Source organism: Rhodoferax antarcticus ANT.BR (genome assembly GCF_001938565.1).
Classification (GTDB): domain Bacteria; phylum Pseudomonadota; class Gammaproteobacteria; order Burkholderiales; family Burkholderiaceae_C; genus Rhodoferax; species Rhodoferax antarcticus.
Map to the genome: position 1 here is coordinate 957,274 of NZ_MSYM01000013.1, position 23,663 is coordinate 980,936.

The 23,663-nt window shown below is 56.8% G+C and carries 19 protein-coding genes and 2 tRNA genes; 14 read left to right on the plus strand and 7 right to left on the minus strand.

From position 1 onward, the window contains the following. Positions 1–2: 2 nt before the first annotated feature. Positions 3–2,480, minus strand: coding sequence for a sodium-translocating pyrophosphatase (locus BLL52_RS13285; protein ID WP_075587264.1), 2,478 nt, complete (start codon positions 2,478–2,480; stop codon positions 3–5). Between the two features lie 229 nt (positions 2,481–2,709). Here BLL52_RS13285 and ppa point away from each other — a divergent pair, with 229 nt between their 5' ends. Beyond that, positions 2,710–3,246 carry an inorganic diphosphatase gene (ppa, locus tag BLL52_RS13290; RefSeq protein ID WP_075587070.1) on the plus strand — a complete coding sequence of 179 codons (537 nt, stop codon included), beginning with the start codon at positions 2,710–2,712 and terminating at the stop codon, positions 3,244–3,246. Positions 3,247–3,543: 297 nt separating this feature from the next. Here the strand turns inward: ppa and BLL52_RS13295 are convergent, their stop codons facing one another. Next, positions 3,544–4,812, minus strand: a complete 1,269-nt coding sequence (locus tag BLL52_RS13295; RefSeq protein ID WP_173861800.1) for a GNAT family N-acetyltransferase — start codon at positions 4,810–4,812, stop codon at positions 3,544–3,546. 18 nt (positions 4,813–4,830) lie between these two features. Between BLL52_RS13295 and BLL52_RS13300 the strand changes: the two genes are divergently transcribed. Both BLL52_RS13300 and BLL52_RS13305 read left to right on the plus strand, forming a co-directional pair. Continuing rightward, positions 4,831–6,507, plus strand: a complete 1,677-nt coding sequence (locus BLL52_RS13300; protein WP_075587072.1) for an NAD+ synthase — start codon at positions 4,831–4,833, stop codon at positions 6,505–6,507. Between the two features lie 109 nt (positions 6,508–6,616). Next, positions 6,617–6,955: a P-II family nitrogen regulator gene (locus tag BLL52_RS13305; RefSeq protein WP_075587073.1), complete on the plus strand. Its 339-nt coding sequence runs from the start codon at positions 6,617–6,619 to the stop codon at positions 6,953–6,955. 9 nt (positions 6,956–6,964) lie between these two features. Here BLL52_RS13305 and BLL52_RS13310 read toward each other — a convergent pair whose 3' ends face one another. Then, entirely contained in the window at positions 6,965–7,534 is a 570-nt protein-coding gene (locus BLL52_RS13310; protein WP_083633935.1) for an RDD family protein, read from the minus strand. Positions 7,535–7,783: 249 nt separating this feature from the next. Here BLL52_RS13310 and BLL52_RS13315 point away from each other — a divergent pair, with 249 nt between their 5' ends. The 6 genes from BLL52_RS13315 to pbpG all read left to right on the plus strand — a co-directional run bounded on the left by BLL52_RS13315 (position 7,784) and on the right by pbpG (position 15,110). After that, positions 7,784–9,586 (plus strand): acetolactate synthase 3 catalytic subunit, encoded by a 1,803-nt coding sequence (locus tag BLL52_RS13315; protein ID WP_075587074.1) that lies wholly within the window; start codon positions 7,784–7,786, stop codon positions 9,584–9,586. Between the two features lie 102 nt (positions 9,587–9,688). After that, entirely contained in the window at positions 9,689–10,180 is a 492-nt protein-coding gene (gene ilvN / locus BLL52_RS13320) for an acetolactate synthase small subunit (protein ID WP_075587075.1), read from the plus strand. 109 nt (positions 10,181–10,289) lie between these two features. Next, a complete protein-coding gene (gene ilvC, locus BLL52_RS13325) occupies positions 10,290–11,306 on the plus strand; it encodes a ketol-acid reductoisomerase (protein WP_075587076.1) in 1,017 nt (338 codons plus the stop codon). A gap of 74 nt (positions 11,307–11,380) precedes the next feature. Beyond that, entirely contained in the window at positions 11,381–12,193 is an 813-nt protein-coding gene (gene pssA / locus BLL52_RS13330; RefSeq protein ID WP_075587266.1) for a CDP-diacylglycerol--serine O-phosphatidyltransferase, read from the plus strand. 196 nt (positions 12,194–12,389) lie between these two features. Continuing rightward, positions 12,390–13,928, plus strand: a complete 1,539-nt coding sequence (locus BLL52_RS13335) for a 2-isopropylmalate synthase (protein ID WP_075587077.1) — start codon at positions 12,390–12,392, stop codon at positions 13,926–13,928. A gap of 102 nt (positions 13,929–14,030) precedes the next feature. After that, a complete protein-coding gene (gene pbpG, locus BLL52_RS13340; protein ID WP_406681809.1) occupies positions 14,031–15,110 on the plus strand; it encodes a D-alanyl-D-alanine endopeptidase in 1,080 nt (359 codons plus the stop codon). A gap of 44 nt (positions 15,111–15,154) precedes the next feature. Here the strand turns inward: pbpG and BLL52_RS13345 are convergent, their stop codons facing one another. The 3 genes from BLL52_RS13345 to aat are packed head-to-tail and all read right to left on the minus strand — an operon-like array spanning position 15,155 to position 17,473. Then, on the minus strand, positions 15,155–15,934 hold the full coding sequence (locus BLL52_RS13345) for an IclR family transcriptional regulator (protein WP_075587079.1): 780 nt from the start codon (positions 15,932–15,934) through the stop codon (positions 15,155–15,157). 34 nt (positions 15,935–15,968) lie between these two features. Then, a complete protein-coding gene (locus tag BLL52_RS13350; protein WP_075587080.1) occupies positions 15,969–16,712 on the minus strand; it encodes an arginyltransferase in 744 nt (247 codons plus the stop codon). Further along, positions 16,709–17,473, minus strand: a complete 765-nt coding sequence (aat, locus tag BLL52_RS13355) for a leucyl/phenylalanyl-tRNA--protein transferase (RefSeq protein WP_075587081.1) — start codon at positions 17,471–17,473, stop codon at positions 16,709–16,711. Before aat ends, BLL52_RS13350 begins: the two co-directional genes overlap by 4 nt. Before the next feature lie 136 nt (positions 17,474–17,609). Here aat and BLL52_RS13360 point away from each other — a divergent pair. After that, positions 17,610–17,686, plus strand: a tRNA-Pro gene (locus tag BLL52_RS13360). A gap of 17 nt (positions 17,687–17,703) precedes the next feature. After that, a tRNA-Arg gene (locus BLL52_RS13365) sits at positions 17,704–17,780 on the plus strand. 30 nt (positions 17,781–17,810) lie between these two features. Here the strand turns inward: BLL52_RS13365 and BLL52_RS13370 are convergent. Continuing rightward, a complete protein-coding gene (locus BLL52_RS13370) occupies positions 17,811–18,458 on the minus strand; it encodes a GntR family transcriptional regulator (RefSeq protein ID WP_075587082.1) in 648 nt (215 codons plus the stop codon). A gap of 140 nt (positions 18,459–18,598) precedes the next feature. Between BLL52_RS13370 and scpA the strand changes: the two genes are divergently transcribed. The 3 genes from scpA to BLL52_RS13385 all read left to right on the plus strand — a co-directional run bounded on the left by scpA (position 18,599) and on the right by BLL52_RS13385 (position 23,522). After that, positions 18,599–20,761, plus strand: coding sequence for a methylmalonyl-CoA mutase (gene scpA / locus BLL52_RS13375; RefSeq protein WP_075587083.1), 2,163 nt, complete (start codon positions 18,599–18,601; stop codon positions 20,759–20,761). Positions 20,762–20,930: 169 nt separating this feature from the next. Beyond that, a complete protein-coding gene (meaB, locus tag BLL52_RS13380; RefSeq protein WP_075587084.1) occupies positions 20,931–21,923 on the plus strand; it encodes a methylmalonyl Co-A mutase-associated GTPase MeaB in 993 nt (330 codons plus the stop codon). Between the two features lie 66 nt (positions 21,924–21,989). Next, the gene (locus tag BLL52_RS13385; protein WP_075587085.1) at positions 21,990–23,522 is read left to right on the plus strand and encodes an acyl-CoA carboxylase subunit beta; all 1,533 of its coding nucleotides are present in this window, start codon (positions 21,990–21,992) and stop codon (positions 23,520–23,522) included. Positions 23,523–23,663 lie beyond the last annotated feature (141 nt).

Consider the following 23,663-nt stretch of genomic DNA (forward strand, 5'->3'; position numbering starts at 1 on the left):
CGTCAAAGCAGCTTCACTTCCACGCGGCGCGCTTCGGCCAAAGAGCCGTCCGCCTGGGTTTGCTCGGGCTTTCTCAGCTCGATCATGTCAGCTGCCACGCCGGCTGCGGTCAGCAGGTCTTGCACGGCAACAGCACGCTGCTTGGCTAGTTCGGCATTCATCATCGGGTCGCCACTGGCGTCGTGAAAGCCGCTGATGAGGGCTTTCTGGCCAGCTGCGACACCCTGGATCACTTCAGCCAGGGCTTCTGTGCCGCCTGCAGCCACATCCGCCTTGCCAGAGGCAAAGTAGAACTTGACCACACCGTTCTCAACCATGACCGAGGCGCCGTCAGCTGCCATGGCAGCGGGTTCGGCGGCAGCCGGCGTGGCCGCGGGTGCCAACATCGCTACCGGCTCTGGCGCTGCAGGAGTCACTTTGCCACCGTGAAACTGCATCATCACTGGCACGATCAGCAGCGCCACGATGTTGATGATCTTGATCAACGGGTTAATCGCGGGTCCGGCGGTGTCTTTGTAGGGGTCGCCCACGGTGTCGCCAGTCACAGCGGCTTTGTGGGATTCAGAGCCCTTGCCACCAAAATTGCCGTCTTCAATGTACTTCTTGGCGTTGTCCCAGGCGCCGCCGCCGGTACACATCGAGATGGCCACAAACAGGCCGGTCACGATGGTGCCCATCAGCAAGCCGCCCAGTGCAGCAGGTCCGAGCAGCAGGCCCACCAGAATCGGCGCCACCACGGGCAGCAGCGACGGGATCATCATTTCCTTGATAGCCGCAGTGGTCAGCATGTCCACAGCTTTGCCGTACTCGGGCTTGGCTGTGCCTTCCATGATGCCCTTGATTTCGCGGAACTGGCGGCGCACTTCCACCACCACGGAACCGGCAGCTCGGCCAACGGCTTCCATGGCCATGGCGCCAAACAGGTAAGGAATCATGCCACCGATGAACAAGCCGATGATGACCATCGGGTCGCTCAGATCGAAGGTAATCTGCTGGCCATAGACTTCGAGCTTGTGGGTGTAGTCAGCAAACAGCACTAGGGCAGCCAAACCGGCAGAGCCAATGGCATAGCCTTTGGTCACGGCTTTGGTGGTGTTGCCGACAGCGTCCAGCGGGTCGGTAATGTCGCGCACGCTGGCGGGCATTTCAGCCATTTCGGCAATACCACCGGCGTTGTCGGTGATGGGGCCATAGGCGTCCAGTGCCACCACGATACCGGCCATGCTGAGCATGGAGGTCGCTGCTATGGCAATGCCGTACAGGCCCGCCAATGCGTAGGCGCTGTAGATCGCCAGGCAGACAAATAGCACTGGCCAGGCAGTAGAACGCATCGACACGCCCAAGCCAGCAATGATGTTGGTGCCGTGGCCGGTGGTGGACGCTTCAGCAATGTGCTGCACGGGCTTGTATTGGGTGCCGGTGTAGTACTCGGTGATCCAGACCAGCGCGCCAGTCAACACCAGGCCCACCGTGCAGGCGCCAAACAGGCCGCCAGCCGTGATGACCTTGCCATCAGCCAGCGTCAGCGCTTCGGGGAACATATCTTGGGTAATAAAGTAGAACGCAATCAGCGACAAACCGCCTGCCACTGCCAAGCCCTTGTACAGGGCAGGCATCACGTTCTTCATGCCTGGCGAAGCTTTCACGAAGAAGCAGCCAATGATGGAGGCAACGATCGACACCGCGCCCAAAGCCAGTGGGTACATCACTGCGTTGCTGCCACCGCCAGTGATCAGCAAGGAGCCCAGCACCATGGTGGCGATCAGCGTCACCGCGTAGGTCTCGAACAGGTCAGCGGCCATACCGGCGCAATCGCCCACGTTGTCGCCCACGTTGTCGGCAATTACCGCCGGGTTGCGCGGGTCATCTTCGGGGATGCCGGCCTCCACCTTGCCGACCAAGTCAGCGCCAACGTCGGCGCCTTTGGTGAAAATGCCACCGCCCAGACGGGCAAAAATAGAGATCAGCGAGGAGCCAAAGGCAAAGCCGATCAGCGGGTTCAACTGGGCTGCAGTGGCAGTGCCTTCAGGCACCAAAAACCAGTAAAACCCGGTCACGCCCAGCAGGCCCAATCCCACCACCAGCATGCCGGTGATGGCGCCACCGCGAAAAGCCACGTCCAGCGCCGGGCCAATGCCCTTGGTGGCAGCCTGAGCGGTACGCACGTTGGCTCGCACCGAGACGTTCATGCCGATGAAGCCGCAGGCACCAGACAGTACCGCACCCACGACAAAACCGACGGCACTCATGGAATCAAGAAAGATGCCAATCAGCACCGCCAGCACCGCACCAACCACGGCAATCGTCTTGTATTGACGCGCCAGATAAGCCGCAGCGCCGGTTTGAATTGCGGCAGCAATGTCCTGCATGCGCGCATTGCCAGCGTCCTGGGCAAGGATCCAACTACGTGCCCAAACGCCGTAGCCGACGGCAATGAAGCCGCAGATAAGCGCCAAAATCAGCGCAGAGTTGCCTGTCATATCAAAAATCTCCTGAAATTGCTTCGCGAGAAAGTGGTGCAACGCAAACGGCACCACTGCTGCGTTGCTTCCTCGCCCCCACAACACCGCGGGTGTGTTCAAGGTGGCGGTTGGCCAACGCGCAGACTGTAACGCGGAAAATGCGGTTTTTTGACCCGCGCAAGTAGCGAGTCAGTAAAATCAAACCTAATTGGGATGTCCCCGATTCAACCTCAAACGCACCCACACCATGTCCTTAGATAACGTCACCCCCGGTAAAAACGTCCCCGAGCAGTTCAACGTGATCATCGAAATTCCGATGAACGCTGACCCGGTCAAGTACGAAGTCGACCACGAAACCCATGCCATTTTTGTCGACCGCTTCATGAGCACCGCCATGCATTACCCCACCAACTACGGGTATGTGCCGCAAACCATCAGCGGTGATGGTGACCCGGTGGATGTGCTGGTAATCACTCCGGTGCCGCTGATTCCGGGCGTGGTGGTCACCTGCCGTGCCATTGGTATCCTGAAAATGGAAGACGAAGCCGGCATGGATGGCAAGGTACTGGCCGTGCCCATCGACAAGATTCTGTCGCTCTACACCCGCTGGAAAAAGCCTGAAGACTTGCAACCGTTGCGCCTGAAAACCATCGCTCACTTCTTTGAGCACTACAAAGACCTGGAAGAGAACAAGTGGGTGAAGATTCTGGGTTGGGACGGTCCTGAGGCTGCCATGCAAGAGGTCATGGAAGGCATTGCCAATTACCAGAAGTCTTTGGCGTAATCATTGCTTTTTGGCCTCTAGCCCTTATGGAATAAGCGCTAGACACTATTAATAGTAGAGCATTTTAGGCGCCTGTCGCGGCAAAGCGACAGGCGCTTTTTGTTGTGCAATGCGTTGTTGCATGGTTGGGTTTTGGCATTGCTTGCTCGCGGGTCAAACCATGCGTCTTCGCCATTGCTGGTACGCCGGGGCGGGTACTGCCGGGGGGCCGCATACTCCCCCGGCCCTGTCTGCCCCCATGCCACCACAAGGCATTCGCCGTTCATCAAGCCAAGTGTCTCGAAACAGCGCACAAGCTCACTTGAACGGGCTACGACTTTCCAACTCGCCCACATACTGGCTGATCCCGTCACGCTCCTGCGTCAAAAAGTTGTCTACTGCCGCAAAAAACTGCGGGTGCGCCAGCCAGTGGGCGCTGGTGGTGGTGACCGGCAGCAGAGCACGGGCGAGCTTGTGTTCGCCCTGCGCGCCCCCCTCAAAGCGTTGGTAGCCGTGTTCAATGCACCATTGCAGCGGCTGGTAGTAGCAGGCTTCAAAGTGCAAACAATCGACCCGCTTCAGCGCGCCCCAATAGCGACCATAGGCCACATGTTCTGTCACGCCGCTGCCTGTTGGCACGGTCGCATCACCGCCAACCTCGCTACCTGATTTCGCTAAAAGCTTAGAGTCATTTTGGTCTGTAGCCCTTGCACAGCTTGCGTTGATAGCTAGCAAACTTGATGCAATGGGCTGGCCATGTTGCTCGGCAATAAACAGCACCCAGTCCTCTGGCATGTCGGCTGCTATGCTGGCGTAGAAGGCGCGGTTGAAGTAGGGCGGGTTGCCGTGTTCCAGGTAGGTGCGCTCGTAGCAGTGGTAGAAAAAGTCCCAGTCAGCCTGGGCGATCTCGCGGCCCTGCAGCACTTTGAAAGTGACACCCGCGTCCGCCACTTTGCGCCGCTCCTGGCGGATTTTTTTGCGTTTCTCTTGCGACAAGCTGGCCAGAAAATCATCAAAGCTGGCGTAACCCGGCTGGGTGTTGGTCCAGTGAAACTGCACCGTATGGCGCAGCAACATGCCAGCAGCCTGAAACGCCACCACATCTTCGTCACTGGCAAACAGACCGTGCAAGCCGGTGAGTTGGTTCGCTTGAACCCAGTCAAGCAGGTAACTCACCAGCAGCGCCCTATCAGCCGCCGAGCGCGCCAGCAAGCGGCTGCCCGGCACGGGGATGAACGGCACCGCACACACCGCTTTGGGGTGGTAGCGCAAACCATGTTGGTGGTAGGCGCGCGCCCAGCCCCAGTCAAACACAAACTCGCCTTCTGAGTGCGCTTTGACGTAGAGCACGCAGGCCGCCACCAGCTCACCGTTGCGCTCCAGCAGAAAGAAGCGTGGCGTCCAGCCGGTTGCTGCGGTGGCGCAGCCATTGGTATGCAGGGCGCTCAAAAATTCATGGCGCATGAACGGGGTGGGCTGGCTTTGGGTAAGCAGCAGCGCATTCCAGGCTTCGGCGTTCACCGCCAGGGGCGAATCCAGCACCCCAATGACATAATCCACCGACGTTTTGGCCGCTTGTTTGTTCATCATTTTTCAGTAGGTTTCATGTCACTCAAACTCTGTATTGCGCAGCTCAATCTGGTGGTGGGTGATCTGGCAGGCAACTCGCAAAAAATCATTCAAGCAGCGCAGGACGCTTACAAGAATGGTGCCCGCCTGGTGCTGACACCTGAGCTGTCGATCTGTGGCTACGCCGCTGAAGACCTGTTTTTGCGCCCGGCGTTCATTTCTGCCTGTGATGATGCCGTCAAAGCTTTGGCGGCAGCATTGGCCCCTTTGAAAGACCTTTGCGTGGTGGTGGGTCACCCAAAAGGGGGCGACAGCCGCACCCGCTCAGTGGCGGTGCAGCAGCGTTTCAACGCCGCCAGCGTGTTGCGTGAGGGGCAGGTGCTGGCCACCTACGCCAAGCGTGAACTGCCCAATTACCAGGTGTTTGACGAGCGCCGCTATTTCACACCGGGGAACGACGTCTGCGTGTTTGAGGCAGGCGCGCCGGGCAACACCCTCAAAGTGGGCTTGCTGATTTGCGAAGACGCCTGGTTTGCAACCCCGGCGCGTCAGACGCGCGATGCCGGTGCCGAGCTGCTGGCGGTTATCAATGCGTCACCGTTTCATGTGGGCAAGGGCGATGAGCGCGAGCAGATGATGCGCGCGCGCGTGCTGGACTGCGGGCTGCCGCTGGTCTATGCGCACCTGGTGGGTGGGCAGGACGAGGTGGTGTTTGAGGGCCATTCGTTTGCCCTGAACGCTGATGGCTCGGTGGCCGCACGCGCCCCAAGTTTTATAGAAAATAGCCTTCTAGCCCTTATAGAACAAGCGCCAGCAGCTATCAATATTAAGTCAACCATTGCACCAGAGCGCACCCCCGATGAAGACCTTTGGGACGCGCTGGTGCTGGGCGTGCGCGACTACATTGGCAAAAACGGTTTTCCGTCGGTGCTGCTGGGCCTGTCCGGCGGCATTGACTCTGCGCTGGTGCTGGCGATTGCGGTGGACGCACTCGGCAAAGACCGGGTGCGCACGCTGATGATGCCGTCCCCCTACACGGCAGACATCAGCTGGATCGACGCCCGCGACATGGCGGCGCGCCTGGGCGTGCGCTATGACGAGCTGTCCATCGTGCCCGAGTTCGAAGCGTTCAAAGCCACGCTCAGCCAGGAATTCAAGGGTCTGGCAGAAGACACCACCGAGGAAAACATTCAGGCGCGCATCCGTGGCACGCTGCTGATGGCTTTGAGCAATAAGTTCGGCGGCATCGTGCTGACCACCGGCAACAAGAGTGAGATGGCGACCGGCTATTGCACGCTGTATGGCGACATGGCTGGCGGTTTTGCGGTGCTCAAAGACCTGACCAAAACCACCGTGTTCCGACTGGCGCGTTGGCGCAATGCCCACGATCCGTATGGCAGCGGCACCGAGCCCATCCCCGAGCGCATCATCACCCGCCCGCCAAGTGCCGAGCTGCGCCCCGATCAGACCGACCAGGACAGCCTGCCACCCTACGCGGTGCTGGACGCGATTTTGCAGCGCTACATGGAAAACGACCAAAGCATTGACGACATTGTTGCTGCGGGGTTTGCCAAAGCCGATGTGCAGCGGGTGACACGCCTGATCAGGATCAACGAGTACAAGCGCCGCCAGTCGCCGGTGGGTATCCGCGTGACGCATCGCAGTTTTGGCAAAGACTGGCGCTACCCTATCACCAACCGCTTTCGGGGCTGACGCGCGCCGACATTCATGCACAATGCCGGTGCATTGACAGACTGACACATCGACGCCCACTAACGTGCTGCGCTGTGCAGCTGACGCAGCATTAACTACAAGGATATTCATGAAGCAAATCACCGCCATCATCAAACCGTTCAAGCTCGAAGAAGTGCGCGAAGCGCTAGCCGATTGCGGGGTGACCGGCCTGACGGTGACCGAGGTGAAGGGTTTTGGCCGCCAGAAAGGCCATACCGAGCTTTACCGGGGTGCCGAATACGTGGTGGACTTTCTACCCAAGGTCAAGGTTGAGGTGGTGGTAAAGATCGAAGATATGGAACGCTGTGTGGATGCCATCGTCAAGGCGGCCTACACCGGCAAGATTGGCGATGGCAAGATTTTTGTTATGCCCGTCGAGCGCGTTGTGCGTATCCGCACCGGCGAGCTTGACCAGTCGGCGATCTGATTCAGCTCTTTAGACGCGCCAGCTGCGCTTAGGTGCGACGGGTGCGTTCACCAGTTGGGTGCCTGCCAGCGCGTCATGCCAGAACTGCCTGCGCGGGTGAAAGCGGCTCAAAACGGCCCAGATAGCCACCCAGCCCAGCGTAATCACTGTGGTCTCGCCCCCTGAGAGCGCAAACCACCAAGCCACCAGCAAGGGGGGGAGCAACCACAGCCAACTCCATAGGTAGCGCACAACGGCCCGGCCTTGTGTCAAGGGTTGGCCCCGCAGATCGACCACCCGAATGCGCCAGGTTTTCATGGCCAGCGTCTGCCCTTTGGACCATAACCAGCCAAAGTAGATGCCAAACACCACAAAAATAAAGGCTTGCAGAGCGTTGCGGTTGTCCATGGCGTTTTTGGTCTGGCTCAGCGTGCCAAACAGGTAGCCGGCGATGAAGACCACGCCAAATAGCAGGATTCCCTCATACAACCAACATGCCATACGACGTTTCAGAGAGGGCACCACCAGGACTTCTCTCGCTTCGATATCTACGATTTCCGGGTTTGTTGAGGTACTGAGTGAGGGCGGTTGAGTGGTCATGGAAAGCGGGCCAGAAGGAGCGCCCGGGTGTACCGAACAAGCCCGAAAATGTACTTGATTTTCGAAACTTGCCGCTTCTACACTTGGCGCAATGCCATAATGCGAGTTGCAAATTAAAGCAAACGGGTCAAAGTCTGGCGAATTATTCATAGCGCCTGTGGCTTTGGTCTTAAGTTTCAATGTAACGCCACAAGTGTTTGCAAAGAAGCACCCAAGGTTTTTCGTCAGAGAAATTCACAAAGGTTCACCATGGAAGTATCTAAGGCCGAAATCAGTTCGGTATCCACCACATCCGCCGCCACCCAAAGCAAGACCGCTCCCGATTCGGGTGTGCAAGAGCTGCGCGGTGCAGAAATCCTCATCAAGGCCTTGCAGGCCGAGAACGTCAAATACGTTTGGGGCTACCCAGGTGGGGCCGTGCTGCACATTTATGACGCGGTCTTTAAGCAGGACACCATTCAGCACATTTTGGTACGCCATGAGCAGGCGGCAGTGCATGCCGCTGACGGCTACGCCCGTGCCACCGGCGACGTCGGCGTGGCACTGGTGACCTCTGGCCCGGGTGCCACCAACGCCGTGACCGGTATTGCTACGGCTTATATGGACAGCATCCCGATGGTCATCATCACCGGCCAGGTGCCTACGGCGGCCATTGGCATGGATGCCTTCCAGGAGTGTGACACCGTGGGCATCACCCGCCCAATCGTCAAGCACAACTTCCTGATCAAAGATGCGCGCGACATGGCCGAGACCATGAAGAAGGCGTTCCACATCGCCCGCAGTGGCCGCCCGGGTCCGGTGGTAGTGGACATTCCTAAAGACGTGTCCTTCAAAAAGGTGCCCTATCACGGCTACCCCGACAAGATCGAAATGCGCTCCTACAACCCGGTGCGCAAAGGTCACGGCGGGCAGATACGCAAGGCCTTGCAACTGTTGCTGGCGGCCAAGCGCCCCTACATTTACACCGGCGGTGGCGTGTTGTTGAGCAATGCCACGCATGAGCTGCGAAAGCTGGTGGATATGCTGGGCTATCCGGTGACCCACACCCTCATGGGCTTGGGTGCTTACCCGGCCAGCGACCGCAAGTTTTTGGGCATGCTGGGCATGCATGGCACCCTGGAAGCCAACAGCGCGATGCAAAACTGCGACGTTTTGCTGGCCGTTGGCGCCCGCTTTGACGATCGTGTCATTGGCAACCCCAAGCATTTTGCGCAGAACGATCGCAAGATCATTCACATTGACATTGATCCATCGAGCATCTCCAAGCGGGTGCGGGTCGATATCCCCATCGTCGGTGACGTCAAAGAAGTGCTGACTGAACTGATTGCGATGATCAAGGAAAGCAGCGTCAAGCCTGACGCCAACGCCTTGGGCGCCTGGTGGGACACGATTGAAGGCTGGCGCAAACGCGACTGCCTGAAGTACGACCACGGCACCAATGACGTGATCAAGCCCCAATATGTGGTGGAAACACTTTGGAACATGACCAAAGACGCCGACACCTACATCACCTCGGACGTGGGTCAGCACCAGATGTGGGCAGCGCAGTACTACCGTTTTGACGAGCCGCGCCGCTGGATCAACTCAGGCGGCCTGGGCACCATGGGTGTGGGCTTGCCCTACGCCATGGGCATCAAGCTGGCCAAGCCTGACTCTGAAGTGTTCTGCATCACTGGCGAAGGCTCGGTGCAGATGAACATTCAGGAACTGTCTACCTGCTTGCAATACAACACGCCCATAAAAATTGTCTCGCTGAACAACCGCTACCTTGGCATGGTGCGCCAGTGGCAGGAGATTGAGTACTCGGGCCGTTATAGCCACAGCTACATGGACGCGCTGCCTGACTTTGTCAAGCTGGCCGAGTCTTATGGTCACGTTGGCATGCTCATTGAGCGTGCTTCTGATGTGGAAGGCGCCCTGCGCGAAGCCCGCAAGCTGAAAGATCGCACCGTATTTATGGACTTCCGCACAGACCCCACCGAGAACGTGTTCCCCATGGTGCGCGCAGGCAACGGCATCACCGAGATGCTGATGAGCGCTGAAGACCTGTAATCCAAGCCGTCCCCATTCAACCTACTAGAACAAATCTATTGCTTGCCAAGCCCTGCGGTTACCGCTGCGGGAGGAGGGCGGTGAAAAGAGGCGTCATTCACTATGAAACATATCATTGCTGTATTGCTGGAAAACGAAGCTGGCGCACTGTCCCGCGTGGTGGGATTGTTTTCCGCCCGTGGTTACAACATCGAGTCGTTGACGGTGGCCCCCACCGAAGACCCCAGCCTGTCGCGCATGACCATCCAGACCACGGGTTCGGAAGACGTTATCGAACAGATCACCAAGCACCTGAACCGACTGATCGAAGTCGTCAAAGTGGTTGACCTGACCGAAGGTGCCTACACCGAGCGCGAACTGATGATGGTTAAGGTACGCGCAGTGGGCAAGGAACGCGAGGAAATGAAGCGCATGGCTGATATTTTTCGTGGCCGCATCATCGACGTGACCGAAAAAAGCTACACCATTGAGTTGACGGGTGACCAGACCAAAAACGATGCGTTTTTGAGTGCGATTGAAAGTGGTGCGATCTTAGAAACCGTGCGCACTGGCGCCAGTGGTATTGGCCGGGGTGAGCGGATTTTGCGCGTCTAATTTGTTGAGGGCAGAGTTCACGATCTGTCCCGCAGAGTTTTAAACAGTTGAGGATAGAGCTTAAGGTCTGTCCCACAAATTTATTAGCTTTTTTATAACGGAGAGATAGATGAAAGTTTTTTACGATAAAGATTGTGATCTGAGTCTGATCAAGGGCAAAACCGTTGCCATCATTGGCTATGGCAGCCAAGGTCATGCGCACGCACAAAATTTGAACGACAGCGGCGTCAAAGTCGTGGTTGGTCTGCGCAAAGGTGGCGCTTCATGGGACAAGGTCGGCAAGGCTGGCCTGAACGTGATGGAAGTCAACGACGCAGTCAAGATCGCCGATGTAGTGATGATTCTGCTGCCGGATGAGCAAATCTCTGAGGTCTACACCAACAACATAGCCCCCAATATAAATTCAGGTGCTTCACTGGTGTTCGCGCACGGCTTCAACGTGCACTACAACCAAGTCGTGCCACGCGCCGATCTGGACGTGTGGATGGTCGCGCCCAAGGCCCCTGGCCACACGGTGCGCAATACTTATACGCAGGGTGGTGGCGTGCCCCACCTGATTGCGGTGCACCAGGACAAGAGCGGCAAGGCGCGCGATCTGGCCCTGTCCTATGCCATGGCCAATGGTGGCGGCAAGGCTGGCATCATCGAGACTAATTTCAAGGAAGAAACCGAGACCGATCTGTTTGGCGAACAAGCCGTGTTGTGCGGTGGCGCGGTTGAGTTGATCAAAATGGGCTATGAGACCCTGGTGGAAGCTGGATACGCGCCCGAAATGGCCTATTTCGAGTGCCTGCATGAGCTGAAACTCATTGTCGACCTGATTTATGAAGGTGGTATCGCCAACATGAACTATTCGATCTCGAACAACGCCGAATATGGCGAATACGTGACTGGCCCTGAAGTCATCAACGCCCAAAGCCGCGAAGCCATGCGCAACGCTCTCAAGCGCATCCAAAATGGTGATTACGCCAAAATGTTCATTCTGGAAGGCCGAACCGGCTACCCCAGCATGACCGCGCGCCGCCGTAACACGGCTGATCACCAAATCGAAATCGTTGGTGCCCAGCTTCGCGCCATGATGCCTTGGATCGCGAAAAACAAGCTGGTGGACCAGACCCGCAATTAAGTTGCCGCCAGTTCATGCAAAAGGCCACCTCGGTGGCCTTTTGTTATTATGGTTTGACTCAAAAGGCCGCCGGAATGGATGAATCTAACAACTCTGATTTTGCCGAGCTTGAAGCACCGCTCAAAAGGCGACGCAAAGGCATTTATGTTTTACCCAATCTGTTCACTCTGGCAGCCTTGTTTGGCGGTTTCTATGCCATCGTGATGGCGATCAATGGGCGTTTTGAGCTCGCAGCGATTGGCGTGTTTTGCGCCATGATTCTGGACAGTCTGGACGGCCGGGTAGCTCGCATGACCAACACGCAAAGTGCGTTTGGCGAGCAAATGGACTCGTTGTCGGACATGGTGTCTTTTGGCGCTGCACCTGCGCTGATCAGTTATGTCTGGGCGCTCAAGGGGCTGGGACGCTGGGGCTGGCTGGCGGCGTTTGTTTATTGTGCTTGCGCTGCTTTACGCCTGGCCCGTTTCAATGTCAACACGGCTGTAGTGGACAAGCGTTACTTCCAGGGCTTACCTTCACCAGCGGCCGCTGCTTTGATCGCTGGATTCATCTGGGTGGCTACCGATATGGGGGTTTCTGGCAGCAGCCTGGCTTGGCCTATGTTCGTTGTGGCGCTGTACGCTGGTTTGACGATGGTCACCAATGTGCCGTTTTACAGCTTCAAAGACGTGCGCATGAAACGCAGCGTCCCATTTGTGGTGATTGTGCTGATAGCCATTGCCATCGCGCTGATCAACATTGACCCGCCAACTGTGCTGTTCGGTATTTTTGTGGTTTACGGGTTAAGCGGCTATGCGATTTACTTCTGGCGTAAGGCCAAAGGCATCCCGACAAGTGTCATCAGCACATCGACCCAAGAGCCGGAAGAACGTGGACTTCACGATTAGTTGGGTGTTGGACATGTGGTATATTTTGTTCGTGCAGATTCAATCCCTAGCCCTACTACTGACACCCAACGGGTGGAGTTGTTAACGCCTGAGTGCATCGCAACCCCGAGAAGCCCGTATGCCATTCGCAACGGGCTTTTTTGTTGGCATGAACAAATTCTGATTGCGAATTCACAGAGATATTAGGAGTGATGACATGTCTGATAAGTTAGTGATTTTCGACACCACATTGCGCGATGGCGAGCAATCCCCGGGCGCCTCCATGACCCGTGACGAAAAACTGCGCATCGCCCGCCAGCTCGAGCGCCTGAAAGTGGACGTGATTGAAGCTGGTTTTGCTGCCAGTTCCAATGGTGACTTTGAGTGCATCAAAGCCATCGCTGAAGTGATTAAAGATTCCACCGTGTGCTCTTTGGCACGCGCCAGTGACCGCGATATTTCACGCGCTGCAGAGGCGCTCAAGCCTGCCAACTCCGGTCGCCTGCATTTGTTTTTGGCCACCAGCCCGCTGCATATGGAAAAAAAGCTGCGCATGACGCCGGACCAAGTGTTTGAGCAATCGAAGATGTCGGTGCGTTTTGCGCGTAACCTGATGGCCGATATTGAATTCAGTGCCGAAGATGCCTACCGTTCTGATCCGGACTTTTTGTGTCGTGTGTTCGAAGCGGTGATCAACGAAGGTGCCACCACCATCAACGTGCCAGACACCGTGGGTTATGCTATTCCCGAGTTGTATGGCAACTTCATCAAAGACCTTCGTGAGCGCATTCCCAACAGTGACAAGGCCATCTGGTCGGTGCATTGCCACAACGACCTGGGCATGGCCGTGGCTAACTCCCTAGCAGGCGTGAAGATTGGTGGTGCGCGCCAAGTTGAGTGCACTATCAATGGCCTGGGTGAGCGCGCTGGCAACTGCGCGATGGAAGAAATTGTGATGGCGGTCAAGACGCGTAAGGACTACTTTGATCTGGACCTGGGTATTGACACCAAACACATCCTGGCCGCCAGCCGTCTCGTCAGCCAAACCACGGGTTTTGTGGTCCAGCCCAACAAAGCCGTCGTCGGGGCCAATGCCTTTGCGCATGCCTCTGGCATCCACCAGGATGGCGTGCTCAAGGCGCGCGACACCTACGAAATCATGCGCGCGGAAGACGTGGGCTGGAGCAACAACAAGATCGTGATGGGCAAGCTGAGCGGTCGCAATGCCTTCAAACTGCGCTTGCAAGAACTGGGCGTGACGATGGACAGCGAGTCTGAAATCAATAACGCATTCATCAAGTTCAAGGACTTGGCTGACCGCAAGAGTGAGATTTTCGACGAAGACATTCTGGCGCTGGTCAGTGAGGAAAACCTTGCCCACAGTCATGATCGCTATGGTTTAGTCTCCCTGTCACAACACAGCGAGACGGGTGAAATGCCACACGCGACCGTGATCATGACCATCGACGGGAAGGAGGTCACCGGTCAGTCCAATGGAAACGGTCCGGTGGATGCGTCGCTCAAAGCGATTGAGGCGAACGTCAAAAGCGGTGCCGAAATGGTGCTGTACTCGGTCAACGCTATCAGCGGCTCCACCGAGAGCCAGGGTGAGGTGACGGTGCGCCTGCAAAACAGTGGTCGGGTCGTCAATGGCGTGGGCGCTGACCCAGACATTGTGGTGGCCTCGGCGAAAGCCTACCTGAGTGCGTTGAATAAACTTTTCAGCCAGACAGAAAGGGTTGCGGCGCAGGGCTAAGTTCATCTAAAAGGTTTAAGAAAGTCTCGCAAGTACTTGTTACTGCGAGACTTTTCAGCTTAAACTTGACACTTCGGTATAGCGCGGTTAGGAGCCCTGGTTATGACAACTTATCTGCAAGGCGTATTCGGCATAAAGTCACGCGGCCTAATTTGTCTGGTGAGTATGTTCGTCTCTTTGGCATTGGTGCCTCTTTCCGCCTCACATGCGGCGACCGGCAAGGGCCGCGTTGCCAAAACCTATATCGCCAAGGCACACACGGTAAAGTCCAAAAAGGTTGTGGTGAAAGCAAAACGCCGCGCTGTAGTGGCTTCTTCGCGCAAGAAAGCTTCAACCCGGGCGCCGGTTATAGCGGCAAAGCCGTCGTTTGGGCAGATGGCTGGTTTGCACGCCGCTTACGATGCTTTAAACCTTCGATCAAGTGTGGCTCTGGTCGTTGATCAACAAACCAATGAAGTGCTTTACAGCAAAAATGACAACGCTGTGTTGCCCATCGCGTCATTGACCAAATTGATGACCGGTCTGGTGATCAGCGAAGCGCAGTTACCCATGGACGAGGTGATCAAGATCACCTCGGAGGATGTGGACACCGAAAAGGGCAGCAGGTCGCGTTTGCGAGTTGGCAGCAGTCTCACCAGGGGTGAGTTGATGCATCTGGCCTTGATGTCCAGTGAAAACCGGGCTGCACACGCACTTGCCAGGACTGCTCCGGGTGGCATGACTGCTTTTGTGGCTCAGATGAATCTCAAGGCCCGCATCTTGGGCATGGCCCACACGGTTTATGTGGAGCCGACAGGCTTGTCCAGCAGCAACCGTTCCAGCGCGCATGATCTGGTTAAGTTGGTGAATGTTGCACATCAGTATCCCCTGCTGCGTGACCTGACGACCTCGCACGGCTACGAACTAGAGGTGGGCAATCGGATGCTGCAGTTCAACAATACCAACCGTTTGGTGAAGAACCCAACTTGGGATATTGGTCTGCAAAAAACCGGCTACATCTCCGAGGCTGGACGTTGCCTTGTCATGCAAGCCAGTGTGGCGGGCCGCAATCTGATCATGGTTTTTCTGGACTCGGCGGGAAAATTGAGTCGTCTGGGTGACGCTGAACGTGTTCGTCATTGGCTCGAAACGACCGACAACGCGGTTTCCGCCAAGACCATCCATGGCTTGACTGGCGGATGATTCGCGCTAGGTTTTAAGACTGGCGCAGTGTGCCAGCCAGCGGTTCAGTGCTGCTGATGGCCTAAATGACTTGAAATTTCTGCAGCAGTTGCCATCAATTTTGGTAGCCAAGCCTCGTCGAGTCGACTGGCTGGTGCCGAGATAGACAGGCCGGCCACCAGTTTCCCTTGATCGTCAAAAATGCCAGCAGCCATACAACGTACCCCTAACTCAAGCTCTTCGTTGTCTGTGGCGTAGGTTTCCCGGCGAACTTTGGCCAACTCTTTTTCCAGCGCAGGCAGTTGTGTCAAGCTATTTTTGGTATGCCCGCTCAGACCGGTCCGTGTGGCATAGCTGCGAATTTTTTGTGGTTCATCCGAAGCCAGAAAGAGTTTGCCTACAGATGTCAGGTGCAATGGCGCCCTGCCGCCAATCGCTCGAATCACCTGCATGCCTGAGCGCTCGCTGTAGGCGCGTTCCACATACACAATTTCGTCGCCTTGGCGCATACTCAGATTGACGGGTTGCTGGGTGATGCGGTGCAACTCGCGCATCGGATCCAAGGCAGCGTCACGGACACTGAGCCGGTTTTTGACCAGGTTTCCCAACTCCAGAAGACGCATGCCAAGGCGGTAATTTCCCGCCTGCGGCCGATCTACAAAGCGGCCGGTGACCAGGTCGTTGAGGATTCGGTGCGCGGTGGAGGCGTGCAAACCCGCTTTGTCACTGATCTCCTTGAGTGACATGGCATCTTCCCGAGAGGCCAGAATATCGACCAAAGTGAACATTCTCTCGATGACCTGAACGGTGGGTATCGGTGGAACTCCCGGATCTGCTTTTCGCATACAACTTCCTACAAATGTATCCGCAGATTTTACCTTATGAAATTTTTGACATTGGCCGCCAGGTTCCGTTCAGCATGAGTTCATAGGGTTTGAACAGCGCTTTATAGGCCATTTTTTGGCAGTCTTGGATCCAATAACCTAAATACAAGTGCTTTAGCCCGTGTTCACGAGCCTGCTGAATCTGCCAGAGCACATTGAAGGTGCCCAAGTTCTGTCCTGATTCAGGGGTGTAAAACGTGTAAACCGCTGAAAGACCGTCTTTGAGCTGGTCGATGATCGAGACCATCCGGAGCTCGCCAGCTGCCTGGTTGATCGAGGGCTCGCGAAACTCAACCATCCAGGAACGGACATTGCTGCGCACCAGAAAATCGGTGTACTGTGTCTCGTCGTCTACGTCCATACCGCCACCGGCATGGCGAGATCTTTGATAACGCTGGTACAACTCGTAATGCTCACGAAAAAATCTGGGCTCCATCACCGTGGAGGTGAGTGCGGCGTGTTTCGCCCAGGCGCGTTTCTGGCTTCGGTTGGTTTGAAAGTCCGCTACAGGCAGCCGAATCGACAGGCAGGCCTGACAGCCTTCGCACTGTGGGCGGTAGACAAACGAGCCGCTTCGCCTGAACCCGTGCCGGATCAGCACGTCATAGTTCGCTGCATCGATAGATTCGGTGGGGGCGGCTACTTGCGAACGCGCCAGTTGTCCGGCCAGGTAACTGCAAGGGTACTGGGCGGTTGAGTAGTACTGGATATCTGTGACAAATCGCTCGGAATGGTTCACGTGGCAGCAGTTGTGGGGGTCAGAATGGCATTCCAGTATACGGGTGAGAAATCCCAATCAGGAGTGCTCTGGCGCAGTGCCCCGGTGACCCGTTCGACAAACAGTGCGCGTGGCAATTCTGTTGCGCCCATTGAGGCTAAGTGCTGGGTGTTTTGTTGACAGTCAATCTGGGGTACCCCAAAAGTGCGGCACATGGCGACCAAAGCTGCCAGCGCAATTTTCGAGGCATCTGTCGCTTGGTGAAACATCGACTCCCCGAACACTGCACGCCCTAGGGCCACAAAATACAAGCCACCCACCAGTTGACCATTCACCCAAGTCTCCACACTGTGCGCCAAACCAGCCTGATGCAGTTGGCTATAGGCCTGCATCATCTCTGGCACGATCCAGGTTCCCGACTGGCCAGGGCGGTCGCTTGCGGCACAAGCGCCTACAACTGCCTCGAACGCCGAGTCCACTCGAATCTCGCAGTTGGGCGAACGAACGAATTTTTTTACACGCTTTTTCAGCGACGGATGCAAGCGAAGGTGCGACGGGTTCAACACCATTCTTGGGTCAGGGCTCCACCACAACACGGGTTGTCCGGCGCTGAACCATGGGAATACACCTGCTCGGTAAGCGTTCTGCAGCGTATTTACCGACAAATCTCCGCCAGCGCATAACAAACCCGGAGCGTCTGAACTGGCGCCCCAAGCCTGATGGGTACTTGGGAAAGTGTCGCCGGGCTCTAGCCAGGGCAAAGGAGCGTGGTCAGGGTTCATGCGGTATGCGGGAGTATCCGGCCGGGCTGTGCTGGGATCAAGATTGTTGGTCTGACGGCAAAAAATTCGATCTGAGCTTTACAAGGAGAGGTCAGCGCAGCGAAAAGCCAGCCGCGAGCCATTACAATGTGGGAGTCGGGGCGTAGCGCAGCCTGGTAGCGCATCTGGTTTGGGACCAGAGGGTCGAAGGTTCGAATCCTTTCGCCCCGACCATCAATTTCTCGTGATCTCTGCCCGTAGCTCAGTTGGATAGAGCAACAGCCTTCTAAGCTGTGGGTCGGGGGTTCGATCCCCTCCGGGCAGGCCAGTTCTTCTGGTGCCCAAACTGTCGCAGACATCAGTCAGCAGCTTCCAGACCGTTTTGAAAATGTTTCAGCATGCACTGCTGCGATAGTGCCGCGTCTCGGGCCAGCAGGGCAGCCATCAAGGCGCTGTGCTCTTTGAGCGATTCTTCTACCCGGCCGGATTTCAATAGTGAGTTGTGGCGGTTGAGTTTCATCACCTTACGTAAATCTGCCACCATCTGATTGCGCCAGCGGTTGTCCGCTACGACCAGCAGCAGCATGTGAAATTGCTCGTTGGCTAAAAAAAACTGCTCACGGTTGAATTGCGCCGGCTGAGCTGAACGCTCCAATGCTGCGTGAAGCTCCTGCAGTTGCCTCATTTGCAGATCGGTGGCATTTTGCGCCACTCTTCCCGCAGCATCTGATTCAAGCAGCCCCAGCAAATGGTAAACATCTTCCAGATCACGCTTGGAGACCTCGGTCACGTAGGCACCTCGGCGCACTTTCATCGTGACCAAGCCCTCGGTCGCCAGCACTTTCAGCGCTTCGCGCAAAGGCGTGCGGCTGATGCCGTAGTCTTGCGCGATCTTCAACTCATCAATCCAGCTCCCCGGCGCCAGTTCATGGCTGAAAATGCGCTGACGCAGCAACTCAGCGGCTTCTTCGTAGAGTGCGCGAGGTGCGAGTGATAGTGCGGGCATGCCTGAAATTGTAAGTTGAGAGGAACTTTCTGAATCAATAATTATGAATAACGTAAACTCAGTAGGCTGTGCTCAACGCGTTGTTGCATGATGTGCAATGACGGTGTACCGTTTGAACCACTGATTGGAGCGACCATCGCATGACCTCAAACTCTCCCGAATTCCAACCCGCAGACCTTCAGGCCTGGGCCAAAGCAGCTGCCAAGTCAGCGCCCAACGGTAATCCGGACGCGCTGAACTGGCAAACCCCTGACGGCATCACCGTCAAGCCGCTGTACACCGCTGAAGACACCCAAGACCTGCAGTTCACCAACACCTTGCCGGGTTTCGAGCCCTATCTGCGCGGCCCGCAAGCCACGATGTATTCGGTGCGCCCGTGGACCATTCGGCAGTATGCAGGCTTCTCCACCGCTGAAGAGTCCAACGCGTTTTACCGTAAGGCGCTGGCGGCAGGCGGACAGGGGGTCAGCGTGGCCTTTGATTTGGCTACCCACCGTGGCTACGACTCTGACCACCCGCGCGTGACCGGCGACGTAGGCAAAGCTGGCGTGGCGATTGATTCGGTCGAAGACATGAAGATTCTGTTCGACCAAATCCCGCTGGACAAGGTCAGCGTTTCCATGACCATGAATGGCGCGGTGTTGCCAGTGCTGGCGGGCTATGTGGTGGCCGCCGAAGAGCAGGGCGTCTCGCAAGACCAGCTCTCAGGAACTATTCAGAACGACATTCTGAAAGAGTTCATGGTGCGCAACACCTACATCTACCCACCCGAGCCATCGATGAAAATCATTGGCGACATCATCGAGTACACGGCTAAAAACATGCCGAAGTTCAACTCGATCAGCATTTCGGGCTACCACATGCAAGAAGCTGGAGCTAACCAGGCGCTGGAGTTGGCATTCACCCTGGCCGATGGCAAGGAATACGTCAAAACCGCCATCGCCAAGGGCATGGATGTGGACGGGTTTGCAGGCCGACTGAGTTTTTTCTGGGCGATTGGCATGAACTTCTACCTGGAAGTGGCCAAGATGCGTGCGGCACGTCTGTTGTGGTGCCGCATTATGAAAGGCTTCAACGCCAAGAAACCCAAATCTCTCATGTTGCGCACCCACTGCCAGACCAGTGGCTGGAGCTTGACCGAGCAAGACCCCTACAACAACGTCGTGCGCACTACCATCGAAGCCATGGCCGCTGTATTTGGCGGCACCCAAAGCCTGCACACCAACAGCTTTGACGAAGCCATTGCGTTGCCGACCGAGTTCTCCAGCCGGATAGCCCGCAACACGCAACTGATCATTCAGGAAGAAACCCACATCACCAGCGTGATCGACCCCTGGGCCGGCAGCTACATGATGGAAAAGCTGACCCAAGACATGGCGGACGCCGCCTGGGCCATCATCGAAGAAGTTGAGGCCATGGGTGGCATGACCAAGGCGGTGGATTCTGGCTGGGCGAAGCTCAAGATTGAAGCCGCAGCAGCTCAGAAGCAGGCCCGCATTGACTCTGGCAAAGACGTGATCGTCGGCGTCAATAAGTACAAGCTCAAGACTGAAGACGCGATCGAAACACGCGACATCGACAACGTGGCGGTGCGTGATTCACAAATTGCGCGCCTCAACAATATCAAGCAAAGCCGCGATTCAGCGCTTGTAGAGCAAGCCTTGGCTGCTCTTGAAAACGCAGCGCAAACGGGCACAGGTAATTTTCTGGATTTGGCGATCAAAGCCATCCGCGCCCGTGCCACTGTGGGTGAAATCAGTGACGCTTTGGAAAAAACATTCGGCCGCCATCGCGCCGATACACAAAAGGTGACCGGTGTGTATGCAGCCGCTTATGACAGTGCCGAGGGCTGGGAAAAGCTCACCGCCGAGATTGCCGAATTTGCCCAGGTCCAGGGCCGCCGTCCGCGGGTGATGATTGCCAAGCTGGGCCAAGACGGTCATGACCGTGGTGCCAAGGTGGTGTCCACCGCCTTTGCTGACCTGGGTTTTGACGTGGACATTGGCCCGTTGTTTCAGACGCCCGAAGAATGCGCGCGCCAAGCGATTGAAAACGACGTGCACGCGGTGGGGGTCAGCACACTTGCCGCGGGCCACAAGACGCTGGTGCCGGCCATCATTGCTGAGCTGAAGAAGCAAGGGTCGGACGACATCGTGGTATTTGTCGGCGGCGTGATTCCGCGTCAAGACTATGACCAACTGTACGAGGCTGGTGTCAAAGGTATTTACGGTCCGGGTACGCCAATTCCGGCCAGTGCCAAAGATGTGCTGGAGCAGATCAAGAAGGCGCTTGCTGGAGCCTGACGCGATTTCTTGGTGTGGTACATCGTTGATTTGTGCCAATTGGAGGGAATTAGTCGATGTCCACCGTCACCCACTTTAGCGGCGCAAAAGTGGCCAGCACCGAGTCTATTCAGGCGGTGCGGCGACCCAGAAAACGTTCAGCCAGAGGTTGGCTCCTTGGGGTTACCTGATGCTTGAATCCATCGTTCGAGGGTCTGCGGCCGTTCAGCGCCGTGCCATGGCCAAAGCCATTACTTTGTTGGAATCCACCCGCACCGACCACCGCCATCAGGCAGATGAGCTGCTGACGGCGTTATTGCCACACACGGGCAGCGCGTTTCGGCTCGGCATCAGTGGCGTACCAGGTGTTGGTAAAAGTACCTTCATTGAGGCCCTGGGGCTGTATCTCATCAAGCACAGGCACCGGGTCGCGGTGCTCGCGGTGGACCCGTCATCCAGCGTCAGCGGTGGCAGCATCCTGGGCGATAAAACGCGCATGGAGCTTTTGTCCATGCGTCAAGAGGCCTACATTCGCCCGAGCCCGAGCAGCTGCAACCTGGGCGGTGTGGCCGAAAAAACCCGTGAGGCCATGCTCGTGTGTGAGGCGGCGGGGTATGACGTGGTGATTGTTGAGACGGTGGGTGTAGGCCAGTCAGAGACCGCCGTTTCCAGCATGACCGACATGTTTGTATTGCTGCAACTCCCCAACGCTGGCGATGAACTGCAAGCCATTAAAAAAGGCGTGATGGAACTGGCCGATCTGGTGGCGATCAACAAGGCCGACCTCAACCCGGACGCGGCCATGCGCGCGCAACTGCAAATCACCTCCAGCCTGCGCCTTCTTGGCCTGCACGGCAACTCTGACAACGCCCACCACAACGAGGCGTTCTGGCACCCGCAAGTTATTCAGATCAGTGCCCTGCAAGGCACGGGTGTGGCAGCCTTCTGGAGCAAGGTGCTGGAATTTCAGGCGCTCCAGACCGGCAATGGCAAGTGGCAAGCGCGCCGCCAAAACCAGGCGTTGGCTTGGATGTGGGAGCGCATTGACGCCGGGCTGAAGCAGGCGTTTCGCCAGCACCCCTCTGTGCAGGCGCTGCTGCCGCAGCTCACTCAGGATGTATTGCAGGGGCGCTTGGCGGCCTCCACTGCAGCACGAAATATGCTTCTAGCCCAGACGCAGTAAGCGTGAGTAGCTATAAATTTAAGTAAATTGAATCCATTGAAACATTGACTCAGGAAAGAAAGAACCATGCACGACATCATCGCCTTGTTAGATAAAAAGCGCGAACTCGCCCGTTTGGGCGGTGGCCAAAACCGTATCGACGCGCAGCACAAAAAAGGCAAACTTACTGCCCGCGAGCGCATCGAAATGCTGCTGGACGAAGGCACGTTTGAAGAGTGGGACATGTTCGTCGAGCACCGCTGCGTTGATTTTGGCATGCAAAACAACAAGATCCCCGGTGACGGCGTGGTCACCGGCTACGGCATGATCAGCGGGCGCTTGGTGTTTGTCTTCAGCCAAGACTTCACCGTTTTTGGCGGCGCTTTGTCGGAAGCCCATGCGGAGAAAATTTGCAAGATCATGGACCAGGCGATGAAAGTTGGCGCGCCGGTGATCGGCCTGAATGACTCCGGCGGCGCGCGTATTCAAGAAGGTGTAGCGTCTTTGGGCGGCTACGCCGACGTCTTCCAGCGCAATGTGATGGCCAGCGGCGTGATTCCGCAAATCAGCATGATCATGGGGCCGTGTGCGGGTGGTGCGGTGTATTCACCTGCCATGACCGATTTCATTTTCATGGTCAAAGATTCAAGCTACATGTTTGTGACCGGCCCCGAAGTGGTCAAAACCGTCACGCATGAAGACGTCAGCGCCGAACAACTCGGCGGCGCCATCAGTCACACCACCAGAAGCGGCGTGGCTGATCTGGCGTTCGAGAACGATGTGGAAGCGCTGCTGTTGCTGCGCCGCCTGTACAACTATCTTCCGCTGAACAACCGCGAGAAGCCGCCGGTGCGCAAGAGCGGTGACCCGGCAGACCGGCAAGACTTCAGCCTAGACACGCTGGTGCCCGACACCGCCAACAAGCCCTACGACATGAAAGAGCTGATCGTCAAGACCATGGACGACGGTGACTTTTTTGAGCTGCAACCCGAGTACGCCAAAAACATCCTCATCGGCTTTGGCCGCATGGAAGGTCGCACGGTGGGTATCGTGGCGAATCAGCCGCTGGTGCTGGCGGGTTGTCTTGACATCAAAAGCGCCATCAAAGCTGCGCGTTTTGTGCGCTTTTGTGACGCTTTCAACATCCCGGTCATCACCTTTGTGGATGTGCCCGGCTTCATGCCCGGCACCGCGCAGGAATACGGCGGCATCATCAAGCACGGCGCCAAGCTGCTTTACGCCTACGCCGAATGCACCGTGCCCAAAATCACCGTGATCACGCGCAAAGCCTACGGCGGTGCGTACGACGTGATGAGCTCCAAGCACTTGCGCGGTGACGTGAACCTGGCCTGGCCGAACGCCGAGATCGCGGTGATGGGTGCCAAGGGCGCAGTGGAGATCATCTTCCGCGAAGACAAGGGCAATCCAGAAAAGCTCGCCGCCAAAGAAGCCGAATACAAGGCCCGCTTTACCAATCCGTTTGTCGCCGGCGCGCGGGGCTTCATTGACGACGTGATCCAGCCGCACGAAACGCGCAAGCGCATCTGCCGCAGTCTGGTCATGCTGCGCGAGAAAAAGATCGAAAACCCGTGGCGCAAGCACGGCAACATTCCTCTGTAACAGTGGCACACCCCCAGGCTATGCGCACTTCGTGTCGCTTAGCCATCCCCCTTGCAGGGGGCAACACCAGCGGCCCGGTAAAGCCGGTTGCGTGTTGTTATTAGCTGGAGCAGGACACCTCCGTATCAAACGCAAAGTTGA